Annotated in this window: 25 protein-coding genes and 1 pseudogene; 15 read left to right on the top strand and 11 right to left on the bottom strand. The window is 72.4% G+C overall.

Annotated features, from left to right (window positions below):
* Window positions 1-108: 108 nt before the first annotated feature.
* Window positions 109-429, top strand: coding sequence for a hydrogenase maturation nickel metallochaperone HypA (locus tag ACFXPL_RS22495; protein WP_384922308.1), 321 nt, complete (start codon window positions 109-111; stop codon window positions 427-429).
* A gap of 4 nt (window positions 430-433) precedes the next feature.
* Window positions 434-1,246 (top strand): hydrogenase nickel incorporation protein HypB, encoded by an 813-nt coding sequence (gene hypB / locus ACFXPL_RS22500; protein ID WP_384922311.1) that lies wholly within the window; start codon window positions 434-436, stop codon window positions 1,244-1,246.
* Here hypB and ACFXPL_RS22505 read toward each other — a convergent pair whose 3' ends face one another.
* Window positions 1,247-2,269 carry a Gfo/Idh/MocA family oxidoreductase gene (locus ACFXPL_RS22505; protein WP_384922314.1) on the bottom strand — a complete coding sequence of 341 codons (1,023 nt, stop codon included), beginning with the start codon at window positions 2,267-2,269 and terminating at the stop codon, window positions 1,247-1,249.
* A gap of 83 nt (window positions 2,270-2,352) precedes the next feature.
* Entirely contained in the window at window positions 2,353-3,138 is a 786-nt protein-coding gene (locus ACFXPL_RS22510; protein ID WP_384922316.1) for a TIM barrel protein, read from the bottom strand.
* A gap of 182 nt (window positions 3,139-3,320) precedes the next feature.
* Between ACFXPL_RS22510 and ACFXPL_RS22515 the strand changes: the two genes are divergently transcribed.
* Entirely contained in the window at window positions 3,321-4,355 is a 1,035-nt protein-coding gene (locus tag ACFXPL_RS22515; RefSeq protein WP_384922319.1) for a LacI family DNA-binding transcriptional regulator, read from the top strand.
* Window positions 4,356-4,516: 161 nt separating this feature from the next.
* Here ACFXPL_RS22515 and ACFXPL_RS22520 read toward each other — a convergent pair whose 3' ends face one another.
* From ACFXPL_RS22520 to ACFXPL_RS22535, 4 genes are all read right to left on the bottom strand, one after another.
* On the bottom strand, window positions 4,517-5,509 hold the full coding sequence (locus ACFXPL_RS22520; RefSeq protein WP_384922322.1) for an LAETG motif-containing sortase-dependent surface protein: 993 nt from the start codon (window positions 5,507-5,509) through the stop codon (window positions 4,517-4,519).
* A 741-nt stretch (window positions 5,510-6,250) separates the two neighbouring features.
* Complete coding sequence (locus ACFXPL_RS22525; RefSeq protein WP_384922324.1) at window positions 6,251-6,790, bottom strand: GNAT family N-acetyltransferase; 540 nt, start codon at window positions 6,788-6,790, stop codon at window positions 6,251-6,253.
* A 115-nt stretch (window positions 6,791-6,905) separates the two neighbouring features.
* Window positions 6,906-8,147, bottom strand: a complete 1,242-nt coding sequence (locus ACFXPL_RS22530) for a hypothetical protein (protein ID WP_384922427.1) — start codon at window positions 8,145-8,147, stop codon at window positions 6,906-6,908.
* Window positions 8,147-8,983: an alpha/beta fold hydrolase gene (locus tag ACFXPL_RS22535; RefSeq protein ID WP_384922327.1), complete on the bottom strand. Its 837-nt coding sequence runs from the start codon at window positions 8,981-8,983 to the stop codon at window positions 8,147-8,149. Before ACFXPL_RS22535 ends, ACFXPL_RS22530 begins: the two co-directional genes overlap by 1 nt.
* Window positions 8,984-9,298: 315 nt before the next feature.
* Between ACFXPL_RS22535 and ACFXPL_RS22540 the strand changes: the two genes are divergently transcribed.
* Entirely contained in the window at window positions 9,299-9,700 is a 402-nt protein-coding gene (locus ACFXPL_RS22540) for a DUF6221 family protein (RefSeq protein WP_384922330.1), read from the top strand.
* A gap of 133 nt (window positions 9,701-9,833) precedes the next feature.
* Here the strand turns inward: ACFXPL_RS22540 and ACFXPL_RS22545 are convergent, their stop codons facing one another.
* Together ACFXPL_RS22545 and ACFXPL_RS22550 are read right to left on the bottom strand one after the other, a co-directional pair.
* Complete coding sequence (locus ACFXPL_RS22545; protein ID WP_384922333.1) at window positions 9,834-10,934, bottom strand: type III polyketide synthase; 1,101 nt, start codon at window positions 10,932-10,934, stop codon at window positions 9,834-9,836.
* 9 nt (window positions 10,935-10,943) lie between these two features.
* Window positions 10,944-12,152: a cytochrome P450 gene (locus tag ACFXPL_RS22550; protein WP_384922336.1), complete on the bottom strand. Its 1,209-nt coding sequence runs from the start codon at window positions 12,150-12,152 to the stop codon at window positions 10,944-10,946.
* Between the two features lie 300 nt (window positions 12,153-12,452).
* Here ACFXPL_RS22550 and ACFXPL_RS22555 point away from each other — a divergent pair, with 300 nt between their 5' ends.
* The 3 genes and pseudogenes from ACFXPL_RS22555 to ACFXPL_RS22565 form a co-directional block, all read left to right on the top strand.
* Window positions 12,453-13,133: an ABC transporter permease gene (locus tag ACFXPL_RS22555; RefSeq protein WP_384922339.1), complete on the top strand. Its 681-nt coding sequence runs from the start codon at window positions 12,453-12,455 to the stop codon at window positions 13,131-13,133.
* Window positions 13,130-13,804 (top strand): ABC transporter permease, encoded by a 675-nt coding sequence (locus tag ACFXPL_RS22560; protein ID WP_384922342.1) that lies wholly within the window; start codon window positions 13,130-13,132, stop codon window positions 13,802-13,804. Before ACFXPL_RS22555 ends, ACFXPL_RS22560 begins: the two co-directional genes overlap by 4 nt.
* A pseudogene (locus ACFXPL_RS22565) lies at window positions 13,801-14,745 on the top strand (ABC transporter substrate-binding protein); the annotation flags it as partial. The gene ACFXPL_RS22560 and the pseudogene ACFXPL_RS22565, both read left to right, overlap by 4 nt.
* A gap of 26 nt (window positions 14,746-14,771) precedes the next feature.
* Here ACFXPL_RS22565 and ACFXPL_RS22570 read toward each other — a convergent pair.
* Entirely contained in the window at window positions 14,772-15,755 is a 984-nt protein-coding gene (locus tag ACFXPL_RS22570) for an acetylxylan esterase (RefSeq protein WP_384922344.1), read from the bottom strand.
* Between the two features lie 440 nt (window positions 15,756-16,195).
* Complete coding sequence (locus ACFXPL_RS22575; RefSeq protein WP_384922347.1) at window positions 16,196-17,371, bottom strand: ABC transporter ATP-binding protein; 1,176 nt, start codon at window positions 17,369-17,371, stop codon at window positions 16,196-16,198.
* A 203-nt stretch (window positions 17,372-17,574) separates the two neighbouring features.
* On the opposite strand from ACFXPL_RS22575, the gene ACFXPL_RS22580 reads away from it, so the two are divergent.
* The 8 genes from ACFXPL_RS22580 (at window position 17,575) to ACFXPL_RS22615 (ending at window position 24,674) form a co-directional block, all read left to right on the top strand.
* Entirely contained in the window at window positions 17,575-18,873 is a 1,299-nt protein-coding gene (locus ACFXPL_RS22580) for an alpha/beta fold hydrolase (protein WP_384922349.1), read from the top strand.
* A 108-nt stretch (window positions 18,874-18,981) separates the two neighbouring features.
* Window positions 18,982-19,257 (top strand): DUF5133 domain-containing protein, encoded by a 276-nt coding sequence (locus ACFXPL_RS22585; RefSeq protein WP_384922352.1) that lies wholly within the window; start codon window positions 18,982-18,984, stop codon window positions 19,255-19,257.
* Between the two features lie 80 nt (window positions 19,258-19,337).
* The gene (locus ACFXPL_RS22590; protein ID WP_384922355.1) at window positions 19,338-19,928 is read left to right on the top strand and encodes a helix-turn-helix domain-containing protein; all 591 of its coding nucleotides are present in this window, start codon (window positions 19,338-19,340) and stop codon (window positions 19,926-19,928) included.
* Window positions 19,929-20,006: 78 nt separating this feature from the next.
* Window positions 20,007-20,975, top strand: a complete 969-nt coding sequence (locus ACFXPL_RS22595; protein ID WP_384922358.1) for an NADPH:quinone oxidoreductase family protein — start codon at window positions 20,007-20,009, stop codon at window positions 20,973-20,975.
* Window positions 20,972-22,180, top strand: a complete 1,209-nt coding sequence (locus tag ACFXPL_RS22600) for an acyl-CoA dehydrogenase family protein (protein WP_384922361.1) — start codon at window positions 20,972-20,974, stop codon at window positions 22,178-22,180. The genes ACFXPL_RS22595 and ACFXPL_RS22600 overlap by 4 nt, the downstream gene beginning before the upstream one ends.
* Window positions 22,177-23,355: an acyl-CoA dehydrogenase family protein gene (locus tag ACFXPL_RS22605; RefSeq protein WP_384922364.1), complete on the top strand. Its 1,179-nt coding sequence runs from the start codon at window positions 22,177-22,179 to the stop codon at window positions 23,353-23,355. The genes ACFXPL_RS22600 and ACFXPL_RS22605 overlap by 4 nt, the downstream gene beginning before the upstream one ends.
* Before the next feature lie 145 nt (window positions 23,356-23,500).
* Window positions 23,501-24,367, top strand: a complete 867-nt coding sequence (locus ACFXPL_RS22610; protein WP_384922367.1) for a phosphatidylinositol-specific phospholipase C/glycerophosphodiester phosphodiesterase family protein — start codon at window positions 23,501-23,503, stop codon at window positions 24,365-24,367.
* Window positions 24,368-24,479: 112 nt separating this feature from the next.
* On the top strand, window positions 24,480-24,674 hold the full coding sequence (locus tag ACFXPL_RS22615; RefSeq protein ID WP_384922370.1) for a hypothetical protein: 195 nt from the start codon (window positions 24,480-24,482) through the stop codon (window positions 24,672-24,674).
* Between the two features lie 18 nt (window positions 24,675-24,692).
* On the opposite strand, the gene ACFXPL_RS22620 is transcribed toward ACFXPL_RS22615, so the two are convergent.
* Entirely contained in the window at window positions 24,693-25,067 is a 375-nt protein-coding gene (locus ACFXPL_RS22620; protein WP_384922372.1) for a DUF779 domain-containing protein, read from the bottom strand.
* Window positions 25,068-25,114: the final 47 nt, after the last annotated feature.

Here is a 25,114-nt window from a genome sequence, read left to right on the forward strand (position 1 = left end):
GCCCCGTTGTTCTGTCAACACGAGATTGTTCCGTGTGACCATCCTTTCGCCCCGGTCGGACCGGGGTCGAATGGGTGAGTACGGGAAAGCTGGCCTTTGATGCATGAATTGTCAATCACTCAGAGCGTGGTCGACGCGGTGTGCGAGCGTGCCGCGGGGAGACCCGTACGTACCGTCCTGATCCGGGTGGGGGCGCTGACCGCCGTGGTGCCCGACGCGATGCGGTTCTGCTTCGATCTCACCACCGCGGGCACGGTCGCCGAAGGCGCGCTCCTGGAGATCGACCGGACCCCCGGAACGGCGCACTGCCGGGCGTGTGAGCAGGACTTCACCCTGGCCGATCTTGTATTGCTTTGTCCGTGCGGCAGCGCCGACGTGAATATCACGTCGGGGCGGGAGCTGCAGATCGTCTCGATGAGAGTGGGCTGACCACATGTGCGGTACCTGCGGTTGCGTCGGCGGAAGCGGTGAGGGCGGCGGGACGAGGATCGCCGTACCGCACGCCCACCCGCACGGCCACGACCGGGTTCACCCCGGTCACGGCCATGACCACACCGCCGTACGGGGCCACCCGTCGGCCGTCGGGGGGAACGCCGAGGACGGCGAAACCACCATCACCCTCGAACAGAAGGTCCTCGGCAAGAACGACGACCTGGCCGCCCGCAACCGCTCGTGGCTCGCGGAACGGGGCATCGTGGCCGTGAACATGATGAGTTCGCCCGGGGCCGGGAAGACCACCCTCCTCGAACGCACCCTCAGGGACTTCGCGGGACACCGCCCCGTCGCGGTGATCGAGGGCGACCAGGAGACGGCGCTCGACGCGGAGCGGATCAGACGGGCGGGCGGCGCCGTCGTGCAGATCAACACCGGCGCCGGCTGTCACCTCGACGCGGAGATGGTGCGGGACGCCCTCACGGCGCTGGAACCGGAGCCGGGCTCGCTGATCCTGGTCGAGAACGTCGGCAACCTGGTCTGCCCCGCCCTCTTCGACCTCGGCGAGCGGAGCCGGGCCGTGATCATCTCGGTCACCGAAGGCACGGACAAGCCACTCAAGTACCCGTACATGTTCGCCGCCGCGGACCTCGTGATCATCAACAAGACCGACCTGCTCCCGTACGTCGACTTCGACGTCGAGCAGTGCGAGAAGTACGCCCGCTCGGTCAACCCGGACCTGCGCGTGCTGAGCGTCTCGGCGACCACCGGCGAGGGGATGGCGGCCTGGTACGACTGGGTCGCGCGACCCTGATCACCCCGCCGGCCGGTGCACCTCGACCGGGCCGCCGCGGGTCACGGACTCGATCGCGGCGAGGGCGATGGACAGCGCGGCGCGGGCGTCCTCACCGGTGACCGCGGGGGTGCGTCCGGTGCGTACGCAGTCGGTGAAGTCGGTGAGTTCGGCCACGTAGGCGTCGTGGAACAGGTCCTGGTCGTAGACGACACTCTCGGCGCTGACACCGCCAGGACCGTAGGACGTGAGGTGGGTACGGCGTATGTCGCCCAGGGTGAGCATGCCCGCCGAGCCGAAGACCTCGCCGCGTACGTCGTATCCGTACACGGCCTGGAAGTTGGCCTCGGCGGTGGCGAGGGCGCCGTTGTCGAAGCGGAGGGTGACGACGGCGGTGTCGAGCAGACCGCGGTCCTTGAAGTCGGGGCGGACCAGGGCGTCCGCCATGGCGAAGACCTCGACGGCCTCGGCACCGGGGTTGAGGTAGCGCAGGGTGTCGAAGTCGTGGATCAGCGTCTCCAGGAAGATCGTCCACGGCGGGATGGGCGCGGGGTCGGCCAGCTTCGGGTCGCGGGTCAGCGAGCGCAGGAGCTGCGGGGTGCCGATGGCGCCGGCGGCGACCTTGTCGTGGGCGGCGCGGAAACCGGCGTCGTAGCGGCGGTTGAAGCCCACCTGGAGGACCACGCCCGCCTCGCGCGCCGCCGCGATGGCGCGGTCGGCGTCCGCGAGGGTGACGGCCATGGGCTTCTCGCAGTAGACCGCCTTCCCCGCCCGCGCCGCCGCCTCGACGAGATCCGCGTGGGTGCGGGCCGGGGTCGCGATGACCACGGCGTCGATCTCCGGGTCGGCGAGGAACGCCGCGATGTCCGTGTACGCGGCGGGGGCGTCCAGCCGGTCGGCGAGGCGCCGCGCCGCGCCCGGTACGGGATCGGCGACCGCGGCGAGACGGACGGCCGGGATGCGCCGGGCGAGGGTCGTGGCGTGGAAGGACCCCATCCGTCCGGCGCCGATCAGGCCGACGGCGAGGGGTGGCTGAGAGGGCATGCGGTTCCTCCGTACGTACGCGGGTGATCAGGCGGCGCGGAGCCGTGGCCGCGGGCGGGAACGGGTGGTCGGGGGGAGTGCGGTCAGGCGGTGGTGAAGGCGGCGCGGAAGCGCTCCATGGCCAGGTCGCTGTCGGTGGAGGCCCATGCCTCCATGGCCACGGTGCCCTCGTAGCCGAGGTCCGTGAGGGCGCGGGCGACGGCCGGATAGCTGATCTCACCGGTCCCGGGCTCGTGGCGGCCGGGGACGTCCGCGACCTGGATCTCGCCGATCAGGCCCAGGCCGTGCGCCCGTCGCACCAGTTCGACGAGGTTCCCCTCACCGATCTGTGCGTGGTAGAGGTCGAGATTCATCCGCAGGCCCGGCCGGTCCACGGCGGCGACCAGGGCCAGCGTGTCGGCGGCCCTGGCGAACGGCACGCCGGGATGGTCGACCGCGGTGTTGAGGTTCTCCAGTGTGAAGACGACTCCGGCGCTCTCGCCCAGCTCCGCGATCCTGTCGAGCGTGCGCAGAGCGGCCAGCCACATGGGGCCGGTGGCCTCACCCGAGACCGGTGTCACCGGCAGGCCCTCGGCGTCCAGACCGGTGCCGTGCAGATTCAGCCGCGGGCAGCCCAGGTGTTCGGCGGCTCTGACCGACTCCCCGGCGGTACGGAGCAGCTCCGCCGCCCCGTCCTCGTCGGTCAGGCTGCCGCGGAGGTAACCGGTCATCGACGAGAAGGCGGCCGGGGTCCTGGCCAGCGCGTCGAGGTCGTGCCGGCTCCAGTCCCAGATCTCGACCTGGAAACCGGCGTCGTGGACGCGCCGTGCCCGCTCCTGGATCGGAAGGTCCCGGAAGACCATCTCGGCGCAGATCGCCAACGTGTACATCCGCCGCCCGCCTCGCTTCTTCTATAACGTTCTAGTCCGGGTTGCAGTACGCCAGCCCGCCGCCCCGGCTGTCAAGGGCCGGGACCCGCCGAACTGGAACGTTGCAGTAGTGCGCGACGGCGCTCGTACCTTCTGGTCTACGCTCGTCCGTCCGGGGGAGATGTCTACCGAGGAGGCCAGGCGTGCCACCGATCTCCGCGGCGGGGGACCGGAAGCGGCCCACCCTCGCCGATGTCGCGGCCCGCGCGGGCGTCTCCACCGCGCTGGTCTCCATCGTGATGCGCGGGGCCAAGGGCGCCGGCGCCGCCACCCGTGAGCGGGTCCTCGAAGCCGCGCGGGAGATCGGCTACCGGCCCGACACCCGGGCGCGCCTGCTGCGCAGCAGCCGTACCCGCCTGCTCGGCGTGCAGTTCGGACTCCAGCACCCCTTCCACGCCGACCTGGTGGAGGGCATTTACGGTGTGGCCGAGTCCGCCGGGTACCAGGTCGCGCTGAGCGCGGTCGCGCCCAGCCGCGGCGAGCAGCACGCGTTGGAGACGCTGCTCGCCGATCGCTGCGAGGCGCTGATCCTGCTCGGTCCTGAGCTTCCCGCCGCGCGGCTGACGGAACTCGCAGGCCAGATGCCGGTCGTCTCCGTCGCCAGGAGACTCCGGCAGCCCTCCGGGACGGTGGAAGTGGTGCGGACCGCCGACGACGAGGGGGCCCGCCAGGCCGTGGACCACCTGGTGGGGCTCGGCCACCGTCGCGTCGCCCACATCGACGGCGGGCGGGCCCCCGGCGCGGCCGACCGGCGGCGCGGCTACCGCACCGCCATGAACCGCCACGGGCTGGCCAGGCACACGTACGTCCTGCCCGGTGGGCCGACCGAGGAGGACGGTGCGGCGGCGGCCCGTACCCTGCTGGCCGGCCCGGCCCGTCCCACCGCCGTACTGGCGTTCAACGACCGCTGTGCCACGGGCGTTCTCGACACCTTTCTGCGCGCCGGTGTGGCGGTACCCGGCGAGATCTCCGTCGTCGGCTTCGACGACAGCCGGCTCGCGCGCCTGGCCCACATCGACCTCACCACCGTCGGCCAGGACGTGCCCCGCCTCACCCGGGAGGCCGTCGCGCGGGCGGTGGGACGGCTCGACGGCGATCCGGCCCCCGGCCGGGAGACCGTGGTGGCCCCGCATCTCGTCATCCGTACGACCACGGCCGCACCGCCCCGGGAGCGGTGACCCGCTGTGGGCCTCTGAGCCTCCGAGTCCGTGATCCCGTGCGTGGCTTACGTGGTGAAACGCGGCGTTCCGATCCCGGCAGCGAAACCCCCGCCCCCTTCCGTCCCGGAGACCGAGGCGGGAGGGGGCGGGGGAGACGGCGGAAAGGCGGCTTCCGCGGGTCAGTTGCCCGCGACGGCCTTACGGCGACGGGTCACGATCACGACCGCGCCACCGGCGGCCAGCAGCACGGCCGCGCCCGCGGCGAGCGGGACGACATTGCCGCCACCGGTCTCCGCCAGGTCGCCGCCACCGCCGGTGGACGCCGCGCTCGGCGCGTTCGACGGCGTGGAGGCATCCGACGCCGGCTCGGAGGCGCTCGGCGCGGGGGTGTCCGAGCCGGGGGCGCCCGGTTCGCTCGCGGAGGGGGCCGGGGTGTCCGAGCCCGGCGTCGCCGGCTCCGACGGTGTGCCGGCGGGAGGCGTCGCCTCGGCCGGCGGCTTCTCGGGCGTGGACTCGCTCGTGGAGGGTTCCGGGGCCGGCGGGATCTGCTGCGTGGTGCAGTTCTTCGTGCCGCCGTTCCAGGCGGCGATCAGCTTGTCCTTGATGACCGAACGGCTGGGCCCGATCGGCAGATCGCCGTGCTCGAAGCCGTCGTTCGCGTCCTGGAGACCGTCGTACTTGACCTTGCCGCGGTAGAGGTCGACCTGCGCGAAGCAGCCGACGTCGGGGAAGGCCACGTCCAGTGTGTCCTGGCTGCCCTGCTTGATGTCGACGGTGTCGAAGTCGTGGAAGACCTGCTCACCCGAGGTCTCCCAGGTGGGGCCGTGGGTACGGTACGAGGCGAGCGAGACCGTGCAGTTCGCCGCGTCGGAGGCGGTGCGGACCTTGACGTGGACCTTGCCGTCATCAGCCGCCTTGAGGCTGATGTCGTCGACCTTGATCTGGGAGAACCAGTCACGGCCGTCCAGCGAGAACTCACACTTGTCGGCGGTGGTGACCGGCGTGCCCGCGCCCGTACCGGGCTTGTAACCCCCGTGGTTGCCCTTGTCCCAGCCCTTGCCGCCGGGGCAGTCGGTGGCCCACGCGGAGCCGGCCGCGGCGGTGGTGAAGGCCAGGGCGGCGGCGCCGACCCCGAGCAGGCGCAGCGCGGTGACACGTCTCGTTTTGGCCATGCGTTTCTCCATCTTGCTTGTGCCGCGCGTGATCCGGTCCCGCACCTCGCGTGGCGCACCACACGAGGTGGGCCCGCCGCGCGCTGGAGCGGGGCAGGCCGAAGCGGAGGCCGGACTTGAAGTGATTGGTCGCACACCGGCGTTGAGGCCTCGGTGGCATCACGCATGCTGCTGGGGCGGCCACTTCCGTGTCAACCTGCGGCAACGGCCGGAATATGGCCTTCCATCAGCTACGCCACCGGTCGCGTCGCACGGCGGAACACTGGTCACGGCCCCCGCCGCGGAACGGGCGGCTCCGCGCGTGTCCGCCCAGCGGCCCCGTCATCCGGGCGCCTCCGGCCGGTCCTGCCGATGGGGTGGTCGGTGGCCGTGCCGGTCCTGTCGGCCGCCCGATGCGGCGTTGTGCGTGGTCAGCGGCGGTGGGCGAGGCGCGCCACCGGCCTCCGGCGGCGGTGGACGGGAAACGGGCGGTGAGAAGAACGGGCCGCGTCCCAGGCGCCCTTGAGGGGGCGTCGGTGAACTGGGCGGGCAGAGGGGAGAGGGAGACGAGGGCCGTCGATGATCAGTGTCCCGCCGTGAGGGTTGCGGTGAAGTCCAGCCAAGCAAGGCCCGATTGTGGTCCGGGGCGGTGTCTCATCGTGGCCCCCGCTCCAGGGCCCTGCTGGATCCGCCCAGGGGCTGAACCGGGGGCCGTTCCTTCCGCGCGCTCACCGGGCCCCGGGTCCGACAGGGCGGCCGGAGTCAGATGTGGTCGAACGGCTCGGCGAGCCGGAAGGTGCCCCGCTGCGTTTCCCGGTACGCGGTCAGCGTACGGACCTGGAAGTACGCGTTCCACGAGGGCTCGGGCGGCACGATCCCGTACTCCGTGCTGGTCCGGAAGCCGTACCGGCCGTAGTACGCGGGGCTGCCCAGCAGCGCGACCAGCGGTTCACCGAGGGCGTCCGCCGCGCCGAGCACGGAGTGGACGAGCGCCAGTCCGACGCCCCGCCGCTGATGGCCGGGGTGCACGCTGAGCGGACCGAGGAGCAGGGCAGGGGCGCCATCGACCCACCCGCGTGTACACACCACATGCCCGACGACCCGCCCCGACCGGCCTTCCTCGTCCACGTCCCGGTCTCCGACGGCGACGAGCGACAGTGCCGGCAGCCAGTCGTCGCAGCCGCGCAGCGCGTCGAGGAGCGGCGCCTCCACGGGCTCCGGCCGCTCCGGCGTCGCGAAGGCGGCCGTGGTGACGGCCCGTACGGCAGCGTGGTCTGCGGGGTTCTCGCGTCGGATCAGCACCGGCACAGTCTGGAACCGCACGGGGCGGCGGCGCAAAGGAATTCCCCACCCGCGCCCCGCCCTCCGCCCCCACGACGACCGGGGTCACCTCCCTCCGCCCCCACGACGACCGGGGTCACCTCCCTCCGTCCCCGAAGATCGTGGCCAGTACCGAGGGGAGCGGTGGACCGCCGAGGACGTTCCGCAACTCCTCGACGCCGTGGCGTCGCTGCGCCGGGGTGAGTGCGACGTACCGCTCGATCCGCTCGTTGAGCGTGCGCCGGAACAGCGCGTAGAGGGTGTCGTCGGTACGCACCCGGGCGGCGATCTTCACGAGGGCCGCGGTTCCGGCGGCGTCGTCCTCGGGTATCCGCTGGCGCGGCAGCACATCCGCGAACCGCCCTGCCGCCTGCCCGAAGAGGGTGGCGCCGAGCCGCCGTACGGTGAAGACGTGCGCGTAGTGCTGCTCGTGCAGCCCGAGCGGCAGCCGGCCGAGCGCCAGTGCCTCGTGGAGCGCCGTGAGCCCCGGCGCCATGAGGTAGTGAGGGACGTGTGCGACCTGCCGCAGCAGTGCGCGCTGTGGCAGGAGACGGCAGTCGGCCCGCCCTCCGGCGGTTTCGTAGCTCCGTTCGCGGCGCCCGCCGAAGGGGCCGCCGCAGACCAGGACGCGCCGGAATCGGGGCCAGTCGCGCAGCAGGTCGGGAATCCACCGGTCGAGCAGGCGCAGGTAGTCGTTGTTGACGTCGAAGTCCAGCAGGAAATTCTTGAACCCGCCGATGTTGATCAGCAGGTCGTACTCCGGTGCGCCGCCGCGCGGTACGTCGCGCACCCCGGCCAGGTCGATGACCGGCCCGGACAGATGGGTCACCGCGCGGGTACCGAGGGCGGCGAACCCCGCCGTGCGCTCGGCGACGCCCGGGAAGTTCTGGACCACACTGTGCCGGGCGAGCAGATGCGCCGCGAGCACGCGCTCGTGCGGGGAGAGCGCGGCGAGATGCCGGTCCGCGGCGGCGAAGGAGGAGCGCGGCAGATCCGCGCAGAGCACGCCGATCGTGGCGAGGGGGCGCTCCGCCCGCCAGAAGCCGAAGAGGCTGTCGACCATGACGACGGGCCGGCCCGCCACGACGGCGCGCAGGGCCATGTCGGCGTCCATGACCGAGACGACCTGGTCGCAGGCGTCGAGGAGGGCGCCGAGAGCGGCGGCCTGTACCGGTTCCGACCTGGACATCTCGTGGATGACGTCGAAGGCGTCCGCGTTGCGGTGCGCGAACGAGGCCGCCACGCCGTCCCCCACGAACACCCGGTGATGGCCTGGGAGCAGCCGGGAGACCGCGACGAGTTCGGCGGCCGGGCCGAAGCCGCAGTTCTGCGCCCCCATCACGATCCGCACGGTGCCCGCCCCCGGCCGGTGGGCAGCGCGGCGAACACGTCGAGGAGCAGCCGGGCGAACTCCGCCGGCCACTTCGCGTAACCGGAGTGACCGCCGGGGAACTCCACCAGCTCCCGCCCCAGCCGCTCGGCGAGTACGACCGCGGGCCGGCGCGCCACATGCGTCCGCGACTCCCGGCCGCCCGCGACCGCGATACGCGTCGCCATCGGCGCGAGCGCCGCCACGTCGGGTATGAAGTGGCTGAACGGCCGTACCGTGTGCGCCAGGAAGAACGCGCTGTTGTCCTGCGCCTCGGGCAGCGCGGGCGCGGACCGGCCGCCGAAGAGAGCGCTGAACTTCGCCATCGCGGCCCCGGCCCCCTCCCGGCGGAACACCGCGTGGACCTCCTCGATGAACGCCAGGTGTCCCTCGGCGTCCGGCAACAGGCCCAGCGACGGCGGCTCGTGCACGATCACGGATCCGACCCTGTCCGGGTGGCGGAGCGTCAGTTCGAGCGCGGTGAGCCCGCCCGAGCAGCTTCCGAACACCGATGCCGTCTCGCCCGGCGCGGCCACCGCGTCCAGCAGCCGGTAGGCGTCGTCCGCGTGCACGTCGATCCGCTGGTCGGCGGGCGGTCCGTCGAGCACACTGCGCGAGTTGCCGCGCGGATCGTACGAGAGGACGCGATGGCCGGCGGCGAGCACGGCGGCCAGGTCCCCGAACACGTCCGCGTCCGAGTTGCCGCCCGCCATGAGTATCAGCAGCGGCCCCCGGCCGCGCACTTCGTAGTGGAGCCTGGCTCCCGGTACGGCCAGGGTGCCGCTGACGCTCTCCTGCGGGTCCATCACACTCCAGCCCCGGCCGACCCGCCACGGTCGCCGTCGAGTCACGATGCGTGTACGTCAGGTAGCTACCCGTGGCGCGGGCCGGTCACCGGCTTAGGCCGACCTCGTACGGGTGACAGCCGGGCCGTCCCATGGACATGAGGGTCCGTCCCTCGGGTCTCTTCCCGCCCGCAGTTCCGTGCTGGGCGTGCGCCCGGGGTGGACCGTGCAGCGGGAGGCCCGCGAAGTGCGGCATGCTCTGCGGGACGAGTGGAACGGACCCGGCACGGGCACACCCCGGAGCGGATCCGTCATGGCCAGAAGGACCGGAACCAGATGACAGACCACAACGCTGGACTGATGGCGTTCGTGCGGGCACGCCTCGATGAGGAAGAGCGGGCCGCGCGCGAGGCCGGCGGCGATTCCTGGCGGTGCCCGCCCGAGCAGCCCGGTGAGATCCACGACCGCACCGGCAGCATCGCGTTCAGCCTGCGCACCCACGGGTACGACCGTCACATCGCCCGTCAGGATCCGGCGTACACCCTGCGGCGCATCGAGACGAGCCGGGTGCTGCTCGACGAGTACGCGGAGGTCGCGGCCCTGGACGTGGACCGCCCCGACGACGGCTTCGCCTCCGGCCGCTCGGTGGGGCTGGGCTTCGTGGTCCGTCAGATGGCGGCGGAACACGCCCACCACGCGGACTACCAGGTGAAGTGGCTGCCCCGCTTCTCCCACTAGGGAATTTCCCCGACGGGCGGGCACAGGACCGGCCCGTCGGGGAGGTCGCCGCAGGCGTGTGACGGCGAGAGGCGCGCGGTTGCCGGGGAGAGCCGGGGCCGTACGGGACGGGCCGCCCGGATCTCCCGGGCGCTCACACCGCGCTCCTGGGGGCGCTTCCGTGGCAGGGCACCAGCGGGTCGGTGTCCGGCCGGGTCCAGCGGCCGAGGGAGATCTCCGCGGTGATGCCGGGACCGAAGCCCGCGATGAGCCCGCGGCCCCCCGGCGCCACGCCGCCGTCCTCGAAGAGCCGGTCCAGCGCGTCGAAGATGACCGCGCTGGCGATGTTTCCGCGCTCGGTGAGGGTGGCCCTGCTGTAGCGGAAGGTCTCCGACGGCAGCATCAGATACTTGCTCAGGTCGTCCAGGATCCTGGGCCCGCCCGCGTGGACGATGTAGAAGTCCAGGTCGGAGATGTCCCAGCCGAACGGCTCCGCCATGTCCCGCATGGCGGGGGCGAGCATGGACATCGTGCCGGGGACCCGCTTGTCGAGCATGAAGTGGAATCCGGTGTCCCGGACGGCGTACGAGATCCACTCCTCGGTGCCGGGCACGAGGTGCGAGCCGTTCTGCGCGAGCTGTACCCCCGCCCCGCCCTCACCGCGGACGACGGCGGCGGCGACGGCGTCCCCGAAGAGCCCGTTGGAGAGCAGATTGCCGACGCCCAGGTCCTCCGGCTGGTAGCAGAGCGAACAGAACTCGCAGGAGACGATGAGTACGTTCGCCCGCGGATACGCGAGGCAGAAGTCGTGCGCCCGGTTGATGGCGGTGCCGCCGGCGGCGCAGCCTAGCTGGGCGATGGGCAGTTGGCGGGTGACGGATCTGAACCCCATGGCGTTGATCAGCCAGGCGGTCATCGAGGGCATCATGAAGCCGGTGCACGACACATACACGATCATGTCGATGTCGCGGGGCGTCAGTTCCGCGTGGTCCAGTGCCCGGTGGATGACCTCGGGGAGCCGCGATTTGGCCTCGGTCTCGTAGAGGGCGTTGCGGGCCGTGAAGCCGGGGTGCTTGAGCGTGTCCTCGATCGGCTGGACGAGATGCCGGGTCTGCACCCCGGTGTTGCCGATCAGCCGCAGGGCCAGCGGGAGTTGCGGATGCCCGGCGTGCAGGGTGCGCGCGAACTCCAGGGTCTGTTCCCGGGTGATGACGTGCTCGGGCACGGCGATCGCCGGTCTGCACAGGGTTGCCATGTCAGCTCCTCACCACGCGACCGGAAGAGCGAGTGGATAGCGCCAGATGGAGTCGGTGTTCCACCGCACCTCGTCCTCGGGAACGGCCAGCCGCAGCGCGGGGAACCGGGTGAACAGCGTGCCGACGGCGACCTGGAGGGTCATCCGCGCGAGATGGGCCCCCAGGCAGTGGTGGCTGCCGTACCCGAAGGCCATGTGGGCGGCGGGACTCTCCCGCTCGAAGTCCAGCTCGTCGGGGCGCTCGTAGGCGAGGTCGTCGCGGTTGGCCGTCAGGTAGGAGACGTGGACGGTGTCGCCCGCCTTGACGGTCACACCGTCGAACTCGACGTCCTCCAGGGCCACGCGCGGGATGCCGACCCCCTGGCGGAACGGGATGTACCGCAGCAACTCCTCGACGGCCCGGGGCAGCAGCTCGGGGCGGGCCCGCAACTGGGCCAGTTGCGCTGGGTGGGTCAGCAGCGTGAAGACGATGTTGCTGATCTCGTACGTGGTGGTGTCGTGACCGGTGACGACCAGAAGCATCGCCAGGACGGCCAGTTCGGCCTCGTCGAGCATCTCGTCGCCCACCCGGGCGGTGGCGAGGGCGCTGATGAGATCGTCCCCCGGAGCGCGCCGGCGCGCCGCCGTCAGCTCCGTGAAGTACGCCCGCAGCCCCGCCTTCGCGCCGACCGCGGAGTCGCGGTCCGCGGCGTTCATGGACATCATCGCCATGGCCCAGCCACGCAACTGGCGCCGGTCCGCCACAGGTATGTCGAGCAGTTCGCAGATCGACATCAGCGGTAACCGGTCGGCGAGCGCGGCGGCCACGTCGCCCGGCGCGCCCCCCTCGGCCATCTCGTCGAGCAGCGCGTCCACGCTCCGCTGCGTCCAGGGCCGCAGCTCCTCGACCTGACGGGTGGTGAACGCCTTGATGATCAGCCGGCGCACCCGGTTGAGCGTGGGCGGGTCCATGAGATTGATCGCCTCGGACTGGGCGATGGGGGCGGGGGTGATCCGCGGGAAGTCCCTGCCGATCAGCGCGGCCCGGCTGAACCGCCGGTCCGAGGTGACGGTCTGGACGTCCGCGTACCGGGTGACCAGCCAGCAGTCGCCCTCTCCGTAGGGCATACGGACCCGGGCGACCGGTGCCTCGGTCCGCATCCGGGTCATGAAGGGGTCGGGTTCCAGAGCGTTGTCATGACGGACCGGACAGGTTCGCACGGAGTCCGAAGGAGTCATCGCGGCACTTCCTCATGGGCCGAGACAGATGGCGAGTAGCCCTGATTGAACGGAGCATGCCATGACGATCAGCGTCACACCCAAATAATTCCTTTCAGTTCACCCGTAAGAGCTATTTCCGGGTGATCCCACGCAACATCCTTGTCATTCAGGCGAATTGGGGCCAGGCGGAACGTCCCTGCGGCCCGCCCCCCGGCGACCCCCACAGGAGGCTCCGCCCACCCCACGCGGACGTGCCACGTCCACCCGTACGGTCCAGCACGGCGCGCGCACGGCGCCCGGCGGCGCTCCAATGGACAGGTGACCGCGCCCCCGGACGACTGCCTCGCGCGCAACGAGTGGATCTGCGGCGCCTATCTCTCCAGCCGGCGCGCGATCCTGTGGGACGCGGTGCTCCAGCACCTCCAGCTCACCTTCGCCGCCGTCCTGATCGGCCTGGTCATCGCCGTACCCCTCGCGCTCGCAGCCCGGCGCTGGAAGATGGCGGCGGCCCCCGTGCTCGGCGTCACGACCGTCCTCTACACCATTCCGTCGCTCGCCATGTTCTCGCTGCTGCTGCCGTTCTACGGACTGTCCGCGTCACTCGTCGTCGCCGGGCTCGTGCTCTACTCGCTGACCCTGCTCGTACGGAACATCCTCGCCGGACTGCACGGCGTCCCCGAGGAGACCCGGCAGGCCGCCCGCGGCATGGGGTACGGCCCGCTCCGGCTGCTGCTCACCGTCGAACTGCCGCTCGCCCTGCCCGCCGCCCTGGCCGGGCTGCGTATCGCGACCGTCTCCGCCGTCTCCCTCGTCACCATCGGCGCCATCGTCGGACACGGCGGACTCGGCAACCTCGTCTACGCCGGGATGAACACCTTCTTCAAGGCGCAGGTGCTCACCGCCTCCGTGCTGTGCGTCCTCATCGCCGTCGCCGCAGACGTGGCCCTCCTCCTGCTCCAGCGCCGGCTCACCCCCTGGACCCGGCGGGCCCCCGCGTGAACACCCTCACCGCGGCCTGGGCCTGGCTCACCAGCCCCGCCCACTGGCCGGGCACCGACGGCATCGCCAACCGGCTCGTCGAACACCTCTGCCTCACCTTCGTCTGCCTCGCCCTGAGCTGCGCGCTCGCCCTGCCCGTCGCGCTCGTCCTCGGCCACCTCGGCAAGGGCGGCGCCCTCGCCGTCAACATCTCCAACGCGGGCCGCGCCGTCCCCACCTTCGCCGTGCTGGTACTGCTGCTCCTCACCCCCATCGGCGCGTACGGACAGTGGCCGACGATCATCGCGCTGGTCCTCTTCGCGATCCCGCCCCTGCTCACCAACGCCTACGTCGGGATGCGGGGCGTCGACCGTGATGTCGTCAGGGCCGCCCGGGGCATGGGGATGACCGCGCGCCAGTGCCTCGGCCGGGTCGAGGTGCCGCTCGCGCTGCCGCTGATCCTCACGGGCGTACGGATCGCCGCCGTCCAGCTCGTGGCGACCGCGACGCTGGCCGCCCTGATCGGCGGCGGCGGACTGGGCCGGATCATCACCGCGGGATTCAACCTCGCGGACACGGCCCAGGTGGTGGCGGGCGCCGTCCTCGTCGCCCTGCTCGCGCTGCTGGTGGAGGGGGCGTTCGAAGCGGCGCTGCGGCTGGGGCCGAGGTGGGTGAGGGGCGGCGCCGGATGAGACCACTGCGTACCGCCGCCGTCTGCGGCGCCCTGCTCCTGGCGACCGCCACCTGCACCACGGGGCCGTCCCTGGAGGACCGCGGCGCCGTCACCGCCCCGCCGGGCGGAGCCGAGCACCTCACCATCGGGACGGCGGGCTTCACCGAGAGCGACCTGCTGGCCCAGCTGTACGCGCTCCTGCTGGAGCGGGCCGGATACCACGCCAGGATCCTCTCGGTCACCAACCGGGAGCTCTACGAACCGGCCCTGGAGAGCGGCCGGATCGACGTCGTGCCGGAGTACGCGGCGACCTTCGCCGACTGGCTGAACGCCAAGGCCCACGGCCCCGACGCCCGGCCGGTCGGCTCGCCCGACCTGGCGACGACGATGAGGGCGCTGCGCACCCTCGCCTCGGCGCGCGGGCTCACCGTCCTCGACCCCGGCCGGGCGGTCGACCAGAACGTCTTCGCCGTCGCCGCCTCCTACGCCAGGAAGCACCACCTCAGGACCCTGAGCGACCTGGGCCGCTCCCGGCTGCCCGTACGGCTCGCCGCCGGGGACGAGTGCGTACGGCGCCCGTACTGCGCGCCGGGGCTGAGGAAGACGTACGGGATCGACATCACCGGCATCGACCCCAAGGGCGTCGGCACCACCCCGGCCAAACAGGCCGTCCAGCGGGGCCAGGACCAGATGGTGCTGACCACGACCACCGACGCGACGCTCGGCCGGTTCGGCCTGGTGCTGCTCGCGGACGACAAGCACCTGCAGAACGCCGACAACATCGTGCCCGTCGTCAACCGCGCCAGGGCCGGCGCGCACGGCGTCACCGAAGCCCTGGACCGGCTGAACACCGTACTGACGACCGCGGATCTGGCCGTCATGAACCAGCGGGTGGACGGCTGGCGGCGGCTGCCCGAGGACGTCGCCAGGAGCTATCTGGAGTCACGGAAGCTGCTTCCGGCCGCCCACGGCGCCCCGCCGCTCCGTCAGCCTGTCAGCCGGCCCGTCAACCTCTGCGGCAGCCAGGCCAGTTGGGCGGCCTGCTGGTACGCGCCGCCGCCCTCGTGGTCGTTGAAGTCGTACACCTCGATCGCCTTGTCCTCGTGTCCGTACGCGTTGAAGGCGCCGAACACCGTCGACGGCGGGCAGGTCTCGTCCTCCAGGGCCACCGAGAACAGCGCGGGGGCCCGGCCGCGCGCCGCGAAGTGCACCCCGTCGAAGTAGCTGAGCGTCCGCCACACCTGATCCGTCCGGCCCCGGTAGGTCTTCAGGTAGAGCCCCACCTCACGGTACGGATGACGGGCGCTGATGGTCGTCGCCCGGGGGAAGTCGCAGAGGAACGGCACGTCCGGCGCCACCGCCGTCAGATCCGGTATCAGACCGGCCACCGCCAGGGTGATCCCGCCGCCCTGGCTGGCGCCGGCGACCGCCGTGCGCGAGGCGTCGACCAACGGGTGGGCCCGCGCCGCCTCCACGGCGCGCACCGCGTCGGTGAACAGCCGCCGGTAGTAGTAGTCGTGCGGGTCCTCGACGCCCCGGGTCAGGAAGCCGGGGTAGGAGGAGGCGCTGCCCACCGGGTCGGGGGTGTCGCCGCCGTTCCATCCTGCGCCCTGCCCCCGGGTGTCCATCACGAAGTGCGCGAAGCCGGCCGAACCCCAGAGCAGATGGGTGTGCGGCAGCCCGCGGCCGCCGCCGTACCCGATGTACTCCACCACCACGGGCAGCGGCTCGCGGGTCCCGGCCGGCAGGACGAGCCAGCCCCTGACGGGATGGCCGCCGAATCCGGCGAAGGTCACGTCGAAGACGTCCAGCGTCGTCAGCGCCGTCGCGACCGGTTCGAAACGTACGTCGAGAGCGTGGCCGCGCGTCTCGGCGAGGGTCTTCGCCCAGAACTGGTCGAAGTCCTCGGGCTCCTCGGACGTGCTCCGGTAGGCGCGGAGCTGGTCGAGGGGCAGATCGGGCTGGGGCATGCGGGACCACCTCGGTCGGCTGAATCACTCAGGGGCAACGGATGATCACACGGTACGACCGGACAGTGGTTCGCAGAAGAGCGCGATCCCGCCCTGCCGCACGGCGGCGGTGTGCCGGCGCCCGGACGGGCGCTCAGGCACCGGCCGCCCCGCCGGTGAGGCCCGCGCGGCGGGGGCAGGTCACCAGGCCGTGGCGGTAGGCGTGGACGACCGCGTGGAGACGGTCGCGGAGCCTGGAGCGCGGCCGCGACCCGGGAGACGAAGGCCTTGACGTTCTCCTGGCCGATCAGGAGGGTCGCGGCGATCTCGTTGTGGGAGAGGCCGTCCGCGATGACGCCGAGCAGCGGTTCCCAGGCCGAGCGCGGTCCTGCCCCCTTCAGGGCCACCTCGGTCGACGGGCGGTGCTCGGTCCGCCGCACCACCCACCCGTGAACGAGCAGCTAGGCGTCCGAGACCGAGTCGAAGTCGACCTCGCCCCGACCGATGCCCTGCGCGTCCGCGTCGACCGAGCGGCGCAGCGCCTCGTGGAGCTTCGCCGGGGTCAGCACCCCCGCGAAGCGCGCGCCCTCCAGCACCGCCACCCACCCCGCGTCGTGCTGCAGCATCTCGCTGAACGCCTGCTTCAGCGGCGAGCCGAGCGGCACCCACGCCTCCATCCGCCGGGCGTGGTCCCCCACCGAACCGGGCTCCGCCCCGTCCACCCCCGCGCGGGCCGGCGCGTCGGCCGCGATCCAGCCGTGCAGCTCGCCGTCGTCGTTCAGCACCACCGCCCAGCGGGCCCCCTCCGCGCGCATCCGCGCCGCCGCGTCCCGCGCGGGCTCGCCGGTCCTGGCGACCGGCGGCTGCTCCAGGTCGGCCGGCTCGACCGTGGTCACCGAGAGCCGCTTCAGCCCTCGGTCGGCGCCGACGAACCGGGCCACGTACGGGGTCGCCGGGGTGCCCAGGACGGCGCCGGGACTGTCGAACTGTTCGATGCGCCCCTCCCCGTACACCGCGATGCGGTCGCCCATCCGTACCGCCTCCTCGATGTCGTGGGTCACCAGCAGCACCGTCTTGCGTACCGTCGCCTGGAGCTTCAGGAACTCGTTCTGCAGCCGCTCCCGCACCACCGGGTCCACCGCGCCGAACGGCTCGTCCATCAGCAGCACCGGCGGATCGGCGGCCAGGGCGCGCGCCACCCCGACCCGCTGGCGCTGACCGCCCGAGAGCTGCGCGGGGTAGCGCGGACCGTACGTCGCCGGGTCGAGCCCCACCAGGTCGAGCAGTTCAGCGGCCCGCTCGCGCGCCCGCGCCTTCTTCCAGCCGATCAGCGCGGGGACGGTCGCGGTGTTGTCGAGGACCGTACGGTGCGGGAAGAGCCCGACCTGCTGGATGACATAGCCGATCCGGCGACGCAGCGCTACCGGGTCGACCCCGGAGATGTCCCGGCCCTCGACGAAGATCCGTCCCGAGGTCGGCTCGATCAGCCGGTTCACCATCATCATCGTGGTCGTCTTGCCGCACCCCGAGGGCCCCACCAGTGTCACCAGCTCGCCCTCGCGCACCTCGAAGGACAGGTCGTCCACGGCGGCCGTACCGTCCGGGTAGACCTTGCCGACCTGCTCGAACCGGATCATCCCCTCACGCTAGGACCGGCCGGTCCTCCGCGCACACCGGGCCGCGACCGTCCGAGGCCGTCCCCGGGTGAACACGTTCCGTGCCCGGCCCGTATCCACCGGGGCGGGCAGGGACGCCCGCCACCGGTGTGCTGAAATGTCCGGCGTGCCTGCCCCAGTGGTGTGACCGCCCCGCCCGGGGGCGATCGAGAACAGGAGCCCCCTTGACCAGCTACCGTCAGCCCGGCGTCGTCCTCACCGACCACCGCTTCACGGTCCCGCTGGACCACGCCGATCCCGGGGGCGAGCGGATCGAGTTGTTCGCACGCGAGGCCGTGTCGAGCGCGCGGGCCGGCGCCGACCTGCCCTGGCTGCTGTACCTGGAGGGCGGACCGGGCTTCGGCGCACGCCGGTTCATCGGCAGACAGGCCTGGCTCGGCCGCGCCCTGACGGAGTTCCGGGTGCTCCTGCTCGACCAGCGCGGCACCGGCCTCTCCACGCCCGTCAACCGGCAGACCCTCCCGTTGCACGGCGGACCCAGGCAACAGGCCGACCACCTCGCCCACTTCCGCGCCGATTCCATCGTCCGCGACTGCGAGACCATCCGCCCCCTGCTGACCGGCGGCGCCCCCTGGACCGTACTCGGCCAGAGCTTCGGCGGCTTCTGCGCCACGCACTACCTCAGCACCGCCCCCGAGGGCCTGGACACCGTACTGATCACCGGCGGACTGCCGTCCCTGCACGCCACCGCGGACGAGGTCTACCGCGCCGCGTACCCGCGGATCGCGCGCAAGGTGGAGGCGCACTACGCCCGTTACCCCCAGGACATCGAGCGGGCCCGTGCCGTCGCGCGGTACGTGGCCGAGCACCGGCCGGTCCTGCCCGGCGGCTACACCCTCACGCCCGAGGCGTTCCAGTCCCTCGGCATCCTGCTCGGCGGCGGGGACGGCAGCCACCAGCTCCACTACCTGCTGGAGAACGCCTTCGTCCGTACGCCCAAGGGCCCCGTCCTCTCCGACGCCTTCCAGGAGAACGTGGCCTTGTCCCTCTCCTTCGCCGGACACCCGCTGTACGCCCTGGTCCACGAGGCGATCTACGCGCAGGGCGGCCGGGCCACCGACTGGGCCGCCGAGCGGGTACGGGGCGAGTTCGCCCGGTTCGACCCCGCCAAGTCCCTCGCGGGGGAAGGCCCGCTCTACTTCACGGGCGAGTCCGTCCACCCCTGGCACTTCGACAACGACCCGGCGCTGCGCCCCCTGCGCGAGACCGCCGAGCTGTTCGCCGCCCGCACCGACTGGCCCGCCCTGTACGACACGGCCCGGCTGGCAGCCAACGAGGTGCCCGTCGCCGCCGCCGTCTACCACGACGACATGTACGTCGACACGGAGCACTCGCTGCGCACGGCGCGCGCGATCCGCGGCCTGCGCACCTGGGTCACCGACGAGTTCGAGCACGACGGGGTACGCGCGGGCGGGCCCCGCGTCCTGGACCGGCTGCTGGCCCTGGCGCGCGGCGAGGACTGAGCGCGGGGGACTCGTCGCGCGGATGCGCCGCCGCGGGGGCAGAATGGCGACAGGGGACGGTGCGACGCTGCGCGCGAAGGGCGGTCCCCGGAAGCGGAGGTGGTGGACATGCTGCTGCCGGACAGACATCTTGTCGCCGATCTCCTGGCCCGCTACCGGGCCTGGGAACGGCTGGTGCTCGCCGATCCGCTGGACGAGACCACCCGCAGACGGTTCGAGGACGTGGCGTACACCCTCTGCGTCCTCATGGGGCAGCGCACGGCGCGTGAGGCGATCTGGCAGGCCGAGGCGTATCTGCGAAGGATCCGGCCCGTACCGCTCTTCCCGGACGGCGCGGAAAGCGTCGCGCCGGGCTTCCGTGAAGAGATGAGCGGACCCGGCTGAGCGGCGCCGGACGAGCGTCCTCGGCTCCGGGCGAGGGGTGCCGGATTGACAAATGGCTGTGCTGTTTCTGCAATGTACGGATGGACGACGAAGAATCCCCGCTCGACGACGTGCTGAACCAGGTGGGACCCCGGCTGCGCCGGATCAGGCGTGAGCGCGGGGCCACCCTGGGTGCCCTCTCCACCGCCACCGGCATCTCCGTGAGCACTCTGTCCCGGCTGGAGTCGGGCCACCGCAGGCCCAGCCTCGAACTGCTGCTGCCCATCGCCCGTGCCCATCAGGTGCCGCTGGACGAACTGGTGGGCGCGCCGGAGGTGGGGGACCCCCGGATCCGCTCCAAGCCGATCGTGCGCGCCGGCCGTACGATGCTGCCGCTCACCCGCCAGCCGGGCGGCCTCCAGGCGTACAAGGTGGTGGCCGTGAACTCACCGGAACAGGACGGGGAGCGGCGGACCCACGAGGGGTACGAGTGGCTGTACGTCCTCTCCGGGCGGCTGCGGCTGCGGCTCGGCGATCACGATGTGGTGATGGGCCCGGGAGAGGCGGCCGAGTTCGACACGCGCGTCCCGCACTGGTTCGGCCCGGCCGGGGACGCGCCGGTGGAGTTCCTGAGCCTCTTCGGTCCGCAGGGTGAGCGCATGCATGTGCGGGCGCGGCCGAAGACGTCCTGAGCGGGCTGTTCCCAGTGCGACAAGCGACCGCTTAGTATGCCCAGGGACGTGGTACCGACCCCGTGTGTGGAGGCCCGAATGCTGGCATGGCGCGTGCACAGGAACGGCGAGCCCGCGGAGGTGATGCGCCTCGAAGAGGTCGAGCCTCCGGTCCCCGGCGCCGGACAGGTCCGGCTGCGCGTCAGGGCGGCGAACATCAACTTCCCGGACGCCCTGCTCTGCCGGGGCCAGTACCAGGTACGGCCGCCGCTGCCCTTCACCCCGGGCGTGGAGATCTGCGGCGAGACCGAGGACGGACGCCGCGTCATCGCCACCCCGGAGCTGCCGAACGGCGGTCTGGCCCAGTACGTCGTGGCCGACGAGGCGGCGCTGCTGCCCGCGCCCGGCACGCTGGACGACGCCGAGGCCGCCGCCCTGCACATCGGCTACCAGACGGGCTGGTTCGCCCTGCACCGGCGGGCCGGGATCCAGCCGGGGGAGACCCTGCTCGTACACGCCGCGGCCGGCGGCGTCGGCAGCGCCGCCGTACAGCTCGGGAAGGCGGCCGGGGCCACCGTCATCGGGGTGGCCGGGGGCCGCAACAAGACCGCGGTGGCCCGGGAGATGGGGTGCGACGTCGTGATCGACCGTCGTACGGACGACATCGTCGCCGCGGTCAAGGAGGCCACCGGCGGCCGGGGCGCGGACGTCGTCTACGACCCGGTGGGCGGCGACGCGTACACCGCGTCCGCCAGGAGTGTCGCCTTCGAGGGCCGGATCGTCGTCGTGGGCTTCGCGAGCGGGACGATCCCGAGCCCCGCCCTCAACCACGCGCTGGTGAAGAACTACACGATCATGGGGCTCCATTGGGGTCTCTACAACACCAAGGACCCCTCCGCCGTGGCGCGTTGCCACGAGGAGCTGACGGCGCTCGCGGCCCGGGGCGCGATCAGGCCGCTCATCAGCGAGCGGGTCGCGATGAAGGACGGCGCCGACGCCGTGCAGCGCGTGGCCGACGGCACCACCACCGGCCGGATCGTCGTCCTCCCGGAGGGCGCGCCCCGATGACCGACGCCGCCGAACTCCGGTCCCGTACACGGAAGCTGATCGCCGAGCACCCACCGGCCACCACCGGACGCACCGACTTCCTCACCGCGCGCTTCGACGCCGGACTCGCCTGGGTGCACTACCCGGCCGGGCTCGGCGGACTCGACGCGCCCCGTTCCCTCCAGGCCGTCGTGGACACCGAACTCGCCGCCGCCGGCGCGCCCGACAACGATCCCCGGCGCATCGGCATCGGCCTCGGCATGGCGGCGCCGACCATCCTGCGGTACGGCACGCGGGAACAGCGGGAGCGCTTCCTGCGGCCCCTGTGGGTCGGCGAGGAGGTGTGGTGCCAGCTCTTCAGCGAACCCGGCGCGGGCTCCGACCTGGCGGCGCTCGGTACCCGCGCGGTACGCGAAGACGCTGCCGCGGACGCCCCACCGGACTCCGGCGACTGGATCGTCAACGGCCAGAAGGTGTGGACGTCCAGCGCCCATCTCGCCCGCTGGGCCATCCTCCTCGCCCGCACCGACCCCGACCTGCCCAAGCACCAGGGCATCAGCTACTTCCTCTGCGACATGACCGCCCCCGGTGTCGAGGTACGGCCGCTGCGCCAGATCACCGGCGAGGCCGAGTTCAACGAGGTCTTCCTCACCGACGTCCGGATCCCCGACGCCCACCGGCTCGGCGCGATCGGCGAGGGCTGGAAGGTCGCGCAGACCACGCTGATGAACGAACGGGTCTCCATCGGCGGCGCCCGCCTCCCCCGCGAGGGCGGCATGATCGGCCCGGTCGCCGCCACCTGGCGCGAGCGGCCGGAGCTGCGCACCCACGATCTGCACCAGCGGCTGCTCACCCTGTGGGTGGAGGCCGAGGTCGCCCGGCTCACCGGCGAGCGGCTGCGCCAGCAACTCGTCGCGGGCCGGCCCGGGCCCGAGGGAAGCGGGATGAAGCTCGCCTTCGCCCGGCTCAACCAGGAGATCAGCGGCCTGGAGGTGGAACTCCTCGGCGAAGAGGGCCTGTTGTACTCCGACTGGACCCTGCGCAGGCCCGAACTGGTCGACTTCACCGGGCGCGACGCCGGATACCGCTATCTGCGCTCGAAGGGCAATTCCATCGAGGGCGGCACGAGCGAGGTCCTGCTGAACATCGTCGCCGAACGCGTCCTGGGCCTGCCCTCGGAGCCGCGCAACGACAAGGACGTCCCCTGGAAGGACCTGACCCGGTGACCACGCAGCGCACCTCCTCTCCCCGGCCCGGACGGCCCGCCCCGGCCGGGACCACCCCCGACCTGCTCTACTCGGACACCGAGAACGATCTGCGCGCCGCCGTACGGTCGTTGCTCACCGACCGGGCCGACCTGCCGGCCGCCCTCGTCCGCGCCGAGTCCGGCGACCCGTACGACCCCGGGCTGTGGACCTCGCTCACCGCCGGGATCGGCGCGGCGGGCCTGCTCGTCCCCGAGAAGCTGGGCGGCCAGGGAGCGAGCCACCGCGAGGCCGCCGTCGTCCTGGAGGAGCTGGGCCGTGCCGTCACCCCCGCGCCCTACCTCACCAGTTCGGTGGTGGCGACGGAGACCCTGCTCGGCTGCGACGGGGAGAGCACCGAGTCCACGGATGTCGCGGGGCTCCTCACCGCACTGGCGAGCGGCCACCGTACCGCCGTGCTCGCGCTGCCCCTCACCACCGCCCCCGACGCCCCACTCCCCTTCGCGGGGGCCGTCCCCTCCGCCGGTGACCCGGCGACCACGGTGAGCGCCGTCGCCGACGCCGTACGCGCCGATGTGCTGCTGGTGCCGCGCGCCGACGGCCTGTACGCCGTCGAGACGGCGGGCCCCGCCGTCTCCGTCGAGCCGCTGACACCGCTCGATCTGACCCGCCCGCTCGCCACCGTCACGGTCGCGGCGGGCAGCGGCGTCCGGATCGCCGACGCGGCAACGGGGGAGAGTGCCGTACGGCGCGGACTGCTGGCCGGGGCCGGACTGCTCGCCTCCGAACAGCTCGGTCTCGCCGAGTGGTGCCTGGAGCAGACCGTCCGCCACACCCGCGAACGCCACCAGTTCAACCGCCCCATCGGCTCCTTCCAGGCGCTCAAGCACCGGATGGCACAGCTCTGGCTGGAGGTCGTCTCGGCCCGCGCCGCCGCCCGTAACGCCGCCGACGCCCTCGCCACCGGCGACCCCGGGGCGCCGCTCGCCGTGGCCGTCGCCCAGGCGTACTGCGGGCGCGTCGCCGTCCACGCCGCCGAGGAGTGCGTCCAGCTCCACGGCGGGACCGGCATGACCTGGGAGCACCCCGCGCACCTGTACCTCAAGCGAGCCAAGTCCGACGAGAGCGCGCTCGGTTCACCCGGCAGACACCGCGAGCGCCTGGCCGAACTCGTGGACCTGCCGGGACCGAGGTGACCCCGGCGCCCGCCGAAGAAGCCCGCGCCGGTGGCTGAATCGCGCATGGCGGGTGGACGAACACTGCGCTCCGCAGCCCTGATTCATCGATGACAGGGCGATACTCACCAGGACCGTGCCCGTCGCGTCCAGCCCCGGAGGCATCATGGCCCTCACCACCCGCCGCAGAGCCGTAGCCACGCTCACCGCCGCGCTCGCGGGCACCGTCGCGGCCCCCGCGTACGCGGGGGCCGCCTCCCGGACCGGGGGCGGCCACGCTCCCCGGCCGCTGCGCCACGCCCACGCGCACAACGACTACCTGCACCCGCGCCCGCTGTTCGACGCGCTGGCGCACGGCTTCACCAGCGTCGAGGCCGACATCTTCCTGGTCGACGGCGAACTGCTGGTCGCCCACGAGGCCACGGAGCTCGACCCGTCCCGTACCCTCGCCTCGCTCTACCTCGACCCGCTGTTCGCCCGGGTCCGCGCGAACCGGGGCTCCGTGTACCGCGGCCACCACCGCCCGGTGCAACTGCTCATCGACCTCAAGACGGACGGCGCCGCCGCGTACACCGAACTCCACCGCCAACTCACCCGCTACCGGCCGATGCTGACCACCTACGCCCACGGCTCGGTACGCCCCGGAGCGATCACCCCGGTCATCTCCGGCGACCGCGCGGCCCGCGTACCGATGGAGGCGCAGCGCGTGCGGTACGCCTTCTACGACGGGCGGCTCGACGACCTCGGGACCGCCGCGCCCGCCTCCTTCGTACCGCTCATCAGCACCAACTGGACACAGAGCTTCACCTGGCAGGGCCTGGGCCCCTTCCCCGCGGCCGAACGCGCCGAGCTGCGCCGTATCGCCGACACCACGCACGCGCACGGTCAGCGGCTGCGCTTCTGGGCCACCCCCGACACCCCGGGGCCCGCACGGGACGCAGTCTGGAGCGAACTCCTCGCCGCCGGAGTGGACCACCTCAACACGGACGACCTCCCCGGCCTCGAACGCTTTCTGCGCACCGCCCGTTCGTAACGTCGCGTCAACCACCCGTACGGCGGACACGCCAGTCGGCCGAACCGGCCCCCTCCTCCGCCACACTGGCGGCCGAAAGCCGCGATTCCCGTGCGGCGGAGGAGGTTTGGCGATGGCCATTTCGATTTCAGTGGTGCTGCTTCTGACGATCCTCGCGGTGGTCTTCCTGCGCAGCGGCGGGCTGAAGTTCTCGCACGCGCTGGTCTGCGCCCTGCTCGGATTCTTCCTCGCGGGTACGAGCATGGCGCCGACCATCGCCAACGGGATCTCCACCACGGCCGGGGTGGTCAGCAGCCTCAACCCGTAACCGGGACGCGCCGTGCGCTCACGTCCCGACCAGCCGTGAGCGGATCAGGAAGCGCACCCCCTCGGGGGCCTCCAGGGAGAAGCCGCTGCCGCGCCCCTCCACCACGTCGACGATGAGCCGGGTGTGACGCCACACCTCGTACTGGCTCACCGACATCCAGAACGGAACGGGCTCGGCGACGCCCTCGACCTCCAGCGACTGGAGCAGTGCGTCGGAGCCGCCCGTACGGAACTCGCCGGCCGGGTAGCACATGGGCGCGCTGCCGTCGCAACAGCCGCCGGACTGATGGAACATCAACGGTCCGTGGTCCGCCCGCAGCCGCCGGATCCATTCGGCCGCCGCGGGGGTCACCTCGACCCGGGGCGCCTCGGGGGTACTCGCTTCGTCCGTCATCTCGCCGCCGCTTCTGTAGAGGAAGGAAAACCGGTCGGAAGGAGAAC

The sequence above is a fragment of the Streptomyces sp. NPDC059092 genome, assembly GCF_042756365.1.
Lineage (GTDB): Bacteria > Actinomycetota > Actinomycetes > Streptomycetales > Streptomycetaceae > Streptomyces.

Excerpts from the sequence above, each read along its gene's own strand:
- hypB (WP_384922311.1), top strand. The coding sequence starts at position 434 with ATGTGCGGTACCTGCGGTTGCGTCGGCGGAAGCGGTGAGGGCGGCGGG.
- ACFXPL_RS22505 (WP_384922314.1), bottom strand. The coding sequence starts at position 2,269 with ATGCCCTCTCAGCCACCCCTCGCCGTCGGCCTGATCGGCGCCGGACGG.
- ACFXPL_RS22510 (WP_384922316.1), bottom strand. The coding sequence starts at position 3,138 with ATGTACACGTTGGCGATCTGCGCCGAGATGGTCTTCCGGGACCTTCCG.
- ACFXPL_RS22520 (WP_384922322.1), bottom strand. The coding sequence starts at position 5,509 with ATGGCCAAAACGAGACGTGTCACCGCGCTGCGCCTGCTCGGGGTCGGC.
- ACFXPL_RS22530 (WP_384922427.1), bottom strand. The coding sequence starts at position 8,147 with ATGGGGGCGCAGAACTGCGGCTTCGGCCCGGCCGCCGAACTCGTCGCG.
- ACFXPL_RS22535 (WP_384922327.1), bottom strand. The coding sequence starts at position 8,983 with ATGGACCCGCAGGAGAGCGTCAGCGGCACCCTGGCCGTACCGGGAGCC.
- ACFXPL_RS22540 (WP_384922330.1), top strand. The coding sequence starts at position 9,299 with ATGACAGACCACAACGCTGGACTGATGGCGTTCGTGCGGGCACGCCTC.
- ACFXPL_RS22545 (WP_384922333.1), bottom strand. The coding sequence starts at position 10,934 with ATGGCAACCCTGTGCAGACCGGCGATCGCCGTGCCCGAGCACGTCATC.
- ACFXPL_RS22550 (WP_384922336.1), bottom strand. The coding sequence starts at position 12,152 with ATGACTCCTTCGGACTCCGTGCGAACCTGTCCGGTCCGTCATGACAAC.
- ACFXPL_RS22570 (WP_384922344.1), bottom strand. The coding sequence starts at position 15,755 with ATGCCCCAGCCCGATCTGCCCCTCGACCAGCTCCGCGCCTACCGGAGC.
- ACFXPL_RS22575 (WP_384922347.1), bottom strand. The coding sequence starts at position 17,371 with ATGATCCGGTTCGAGCAGGTCGGCAAGGTCTACCCGGACGGTACGGCC.
- ACFXPL_RS22585 (WP_384922352.1), top strand. The coding sequence starts at position 18,982 with ATGCTGCTGCCGGACAGACATCTTGTCGCCGATCTCCTGGCCCGCTAC.
- ACFXPL_RS22590 (WP_384922355.1), top strand. The coding sequence starts at position 19,338 with ATGGACGACGAAGAATCCCCGCTCGACGACGTGCTGAACCAGGTGGGA.
- ACFXPL_RS22595 (WP_384922358.1), top strand. The coding sequence starts at position 20,007 with ATGCTGGCATGGCGCGTGCACAGGAACGGCGAGCCCGCGGAGGTGATG.
- ACFXPL_RS22600 (WP_384922361.1), top strand. The coding sequence starts at position 20,972 with ATGACCGACGCCGCCGAACTCCGGTCCCGTACACGGAAGCTGATCGCC.
- ACFXPL_RS22610 (WP_384922367.1), top strand. The coding sequence starts at position 23,501 with ATGGCCCTCACCACCCGCCGCAGAGCCGTAGCCACGCTCACCGCCGCG.
- ACFXPL_RS22615 (WP_384922370.1), top strand. The coding sequence starts at position 24,480 with ATGGCCATTTCGATTTCAGTGGTGCTGCTTCTGACGATCCTCGCGGTG.
- ACFXPL_RS22620 (WP_384922372.1), bottom strand. The coding sequence starts at position 25,067 with ATGACGGACGAAGCGAGTACCCCCGAGGCGCCCCGGGTCGAGGTGACC.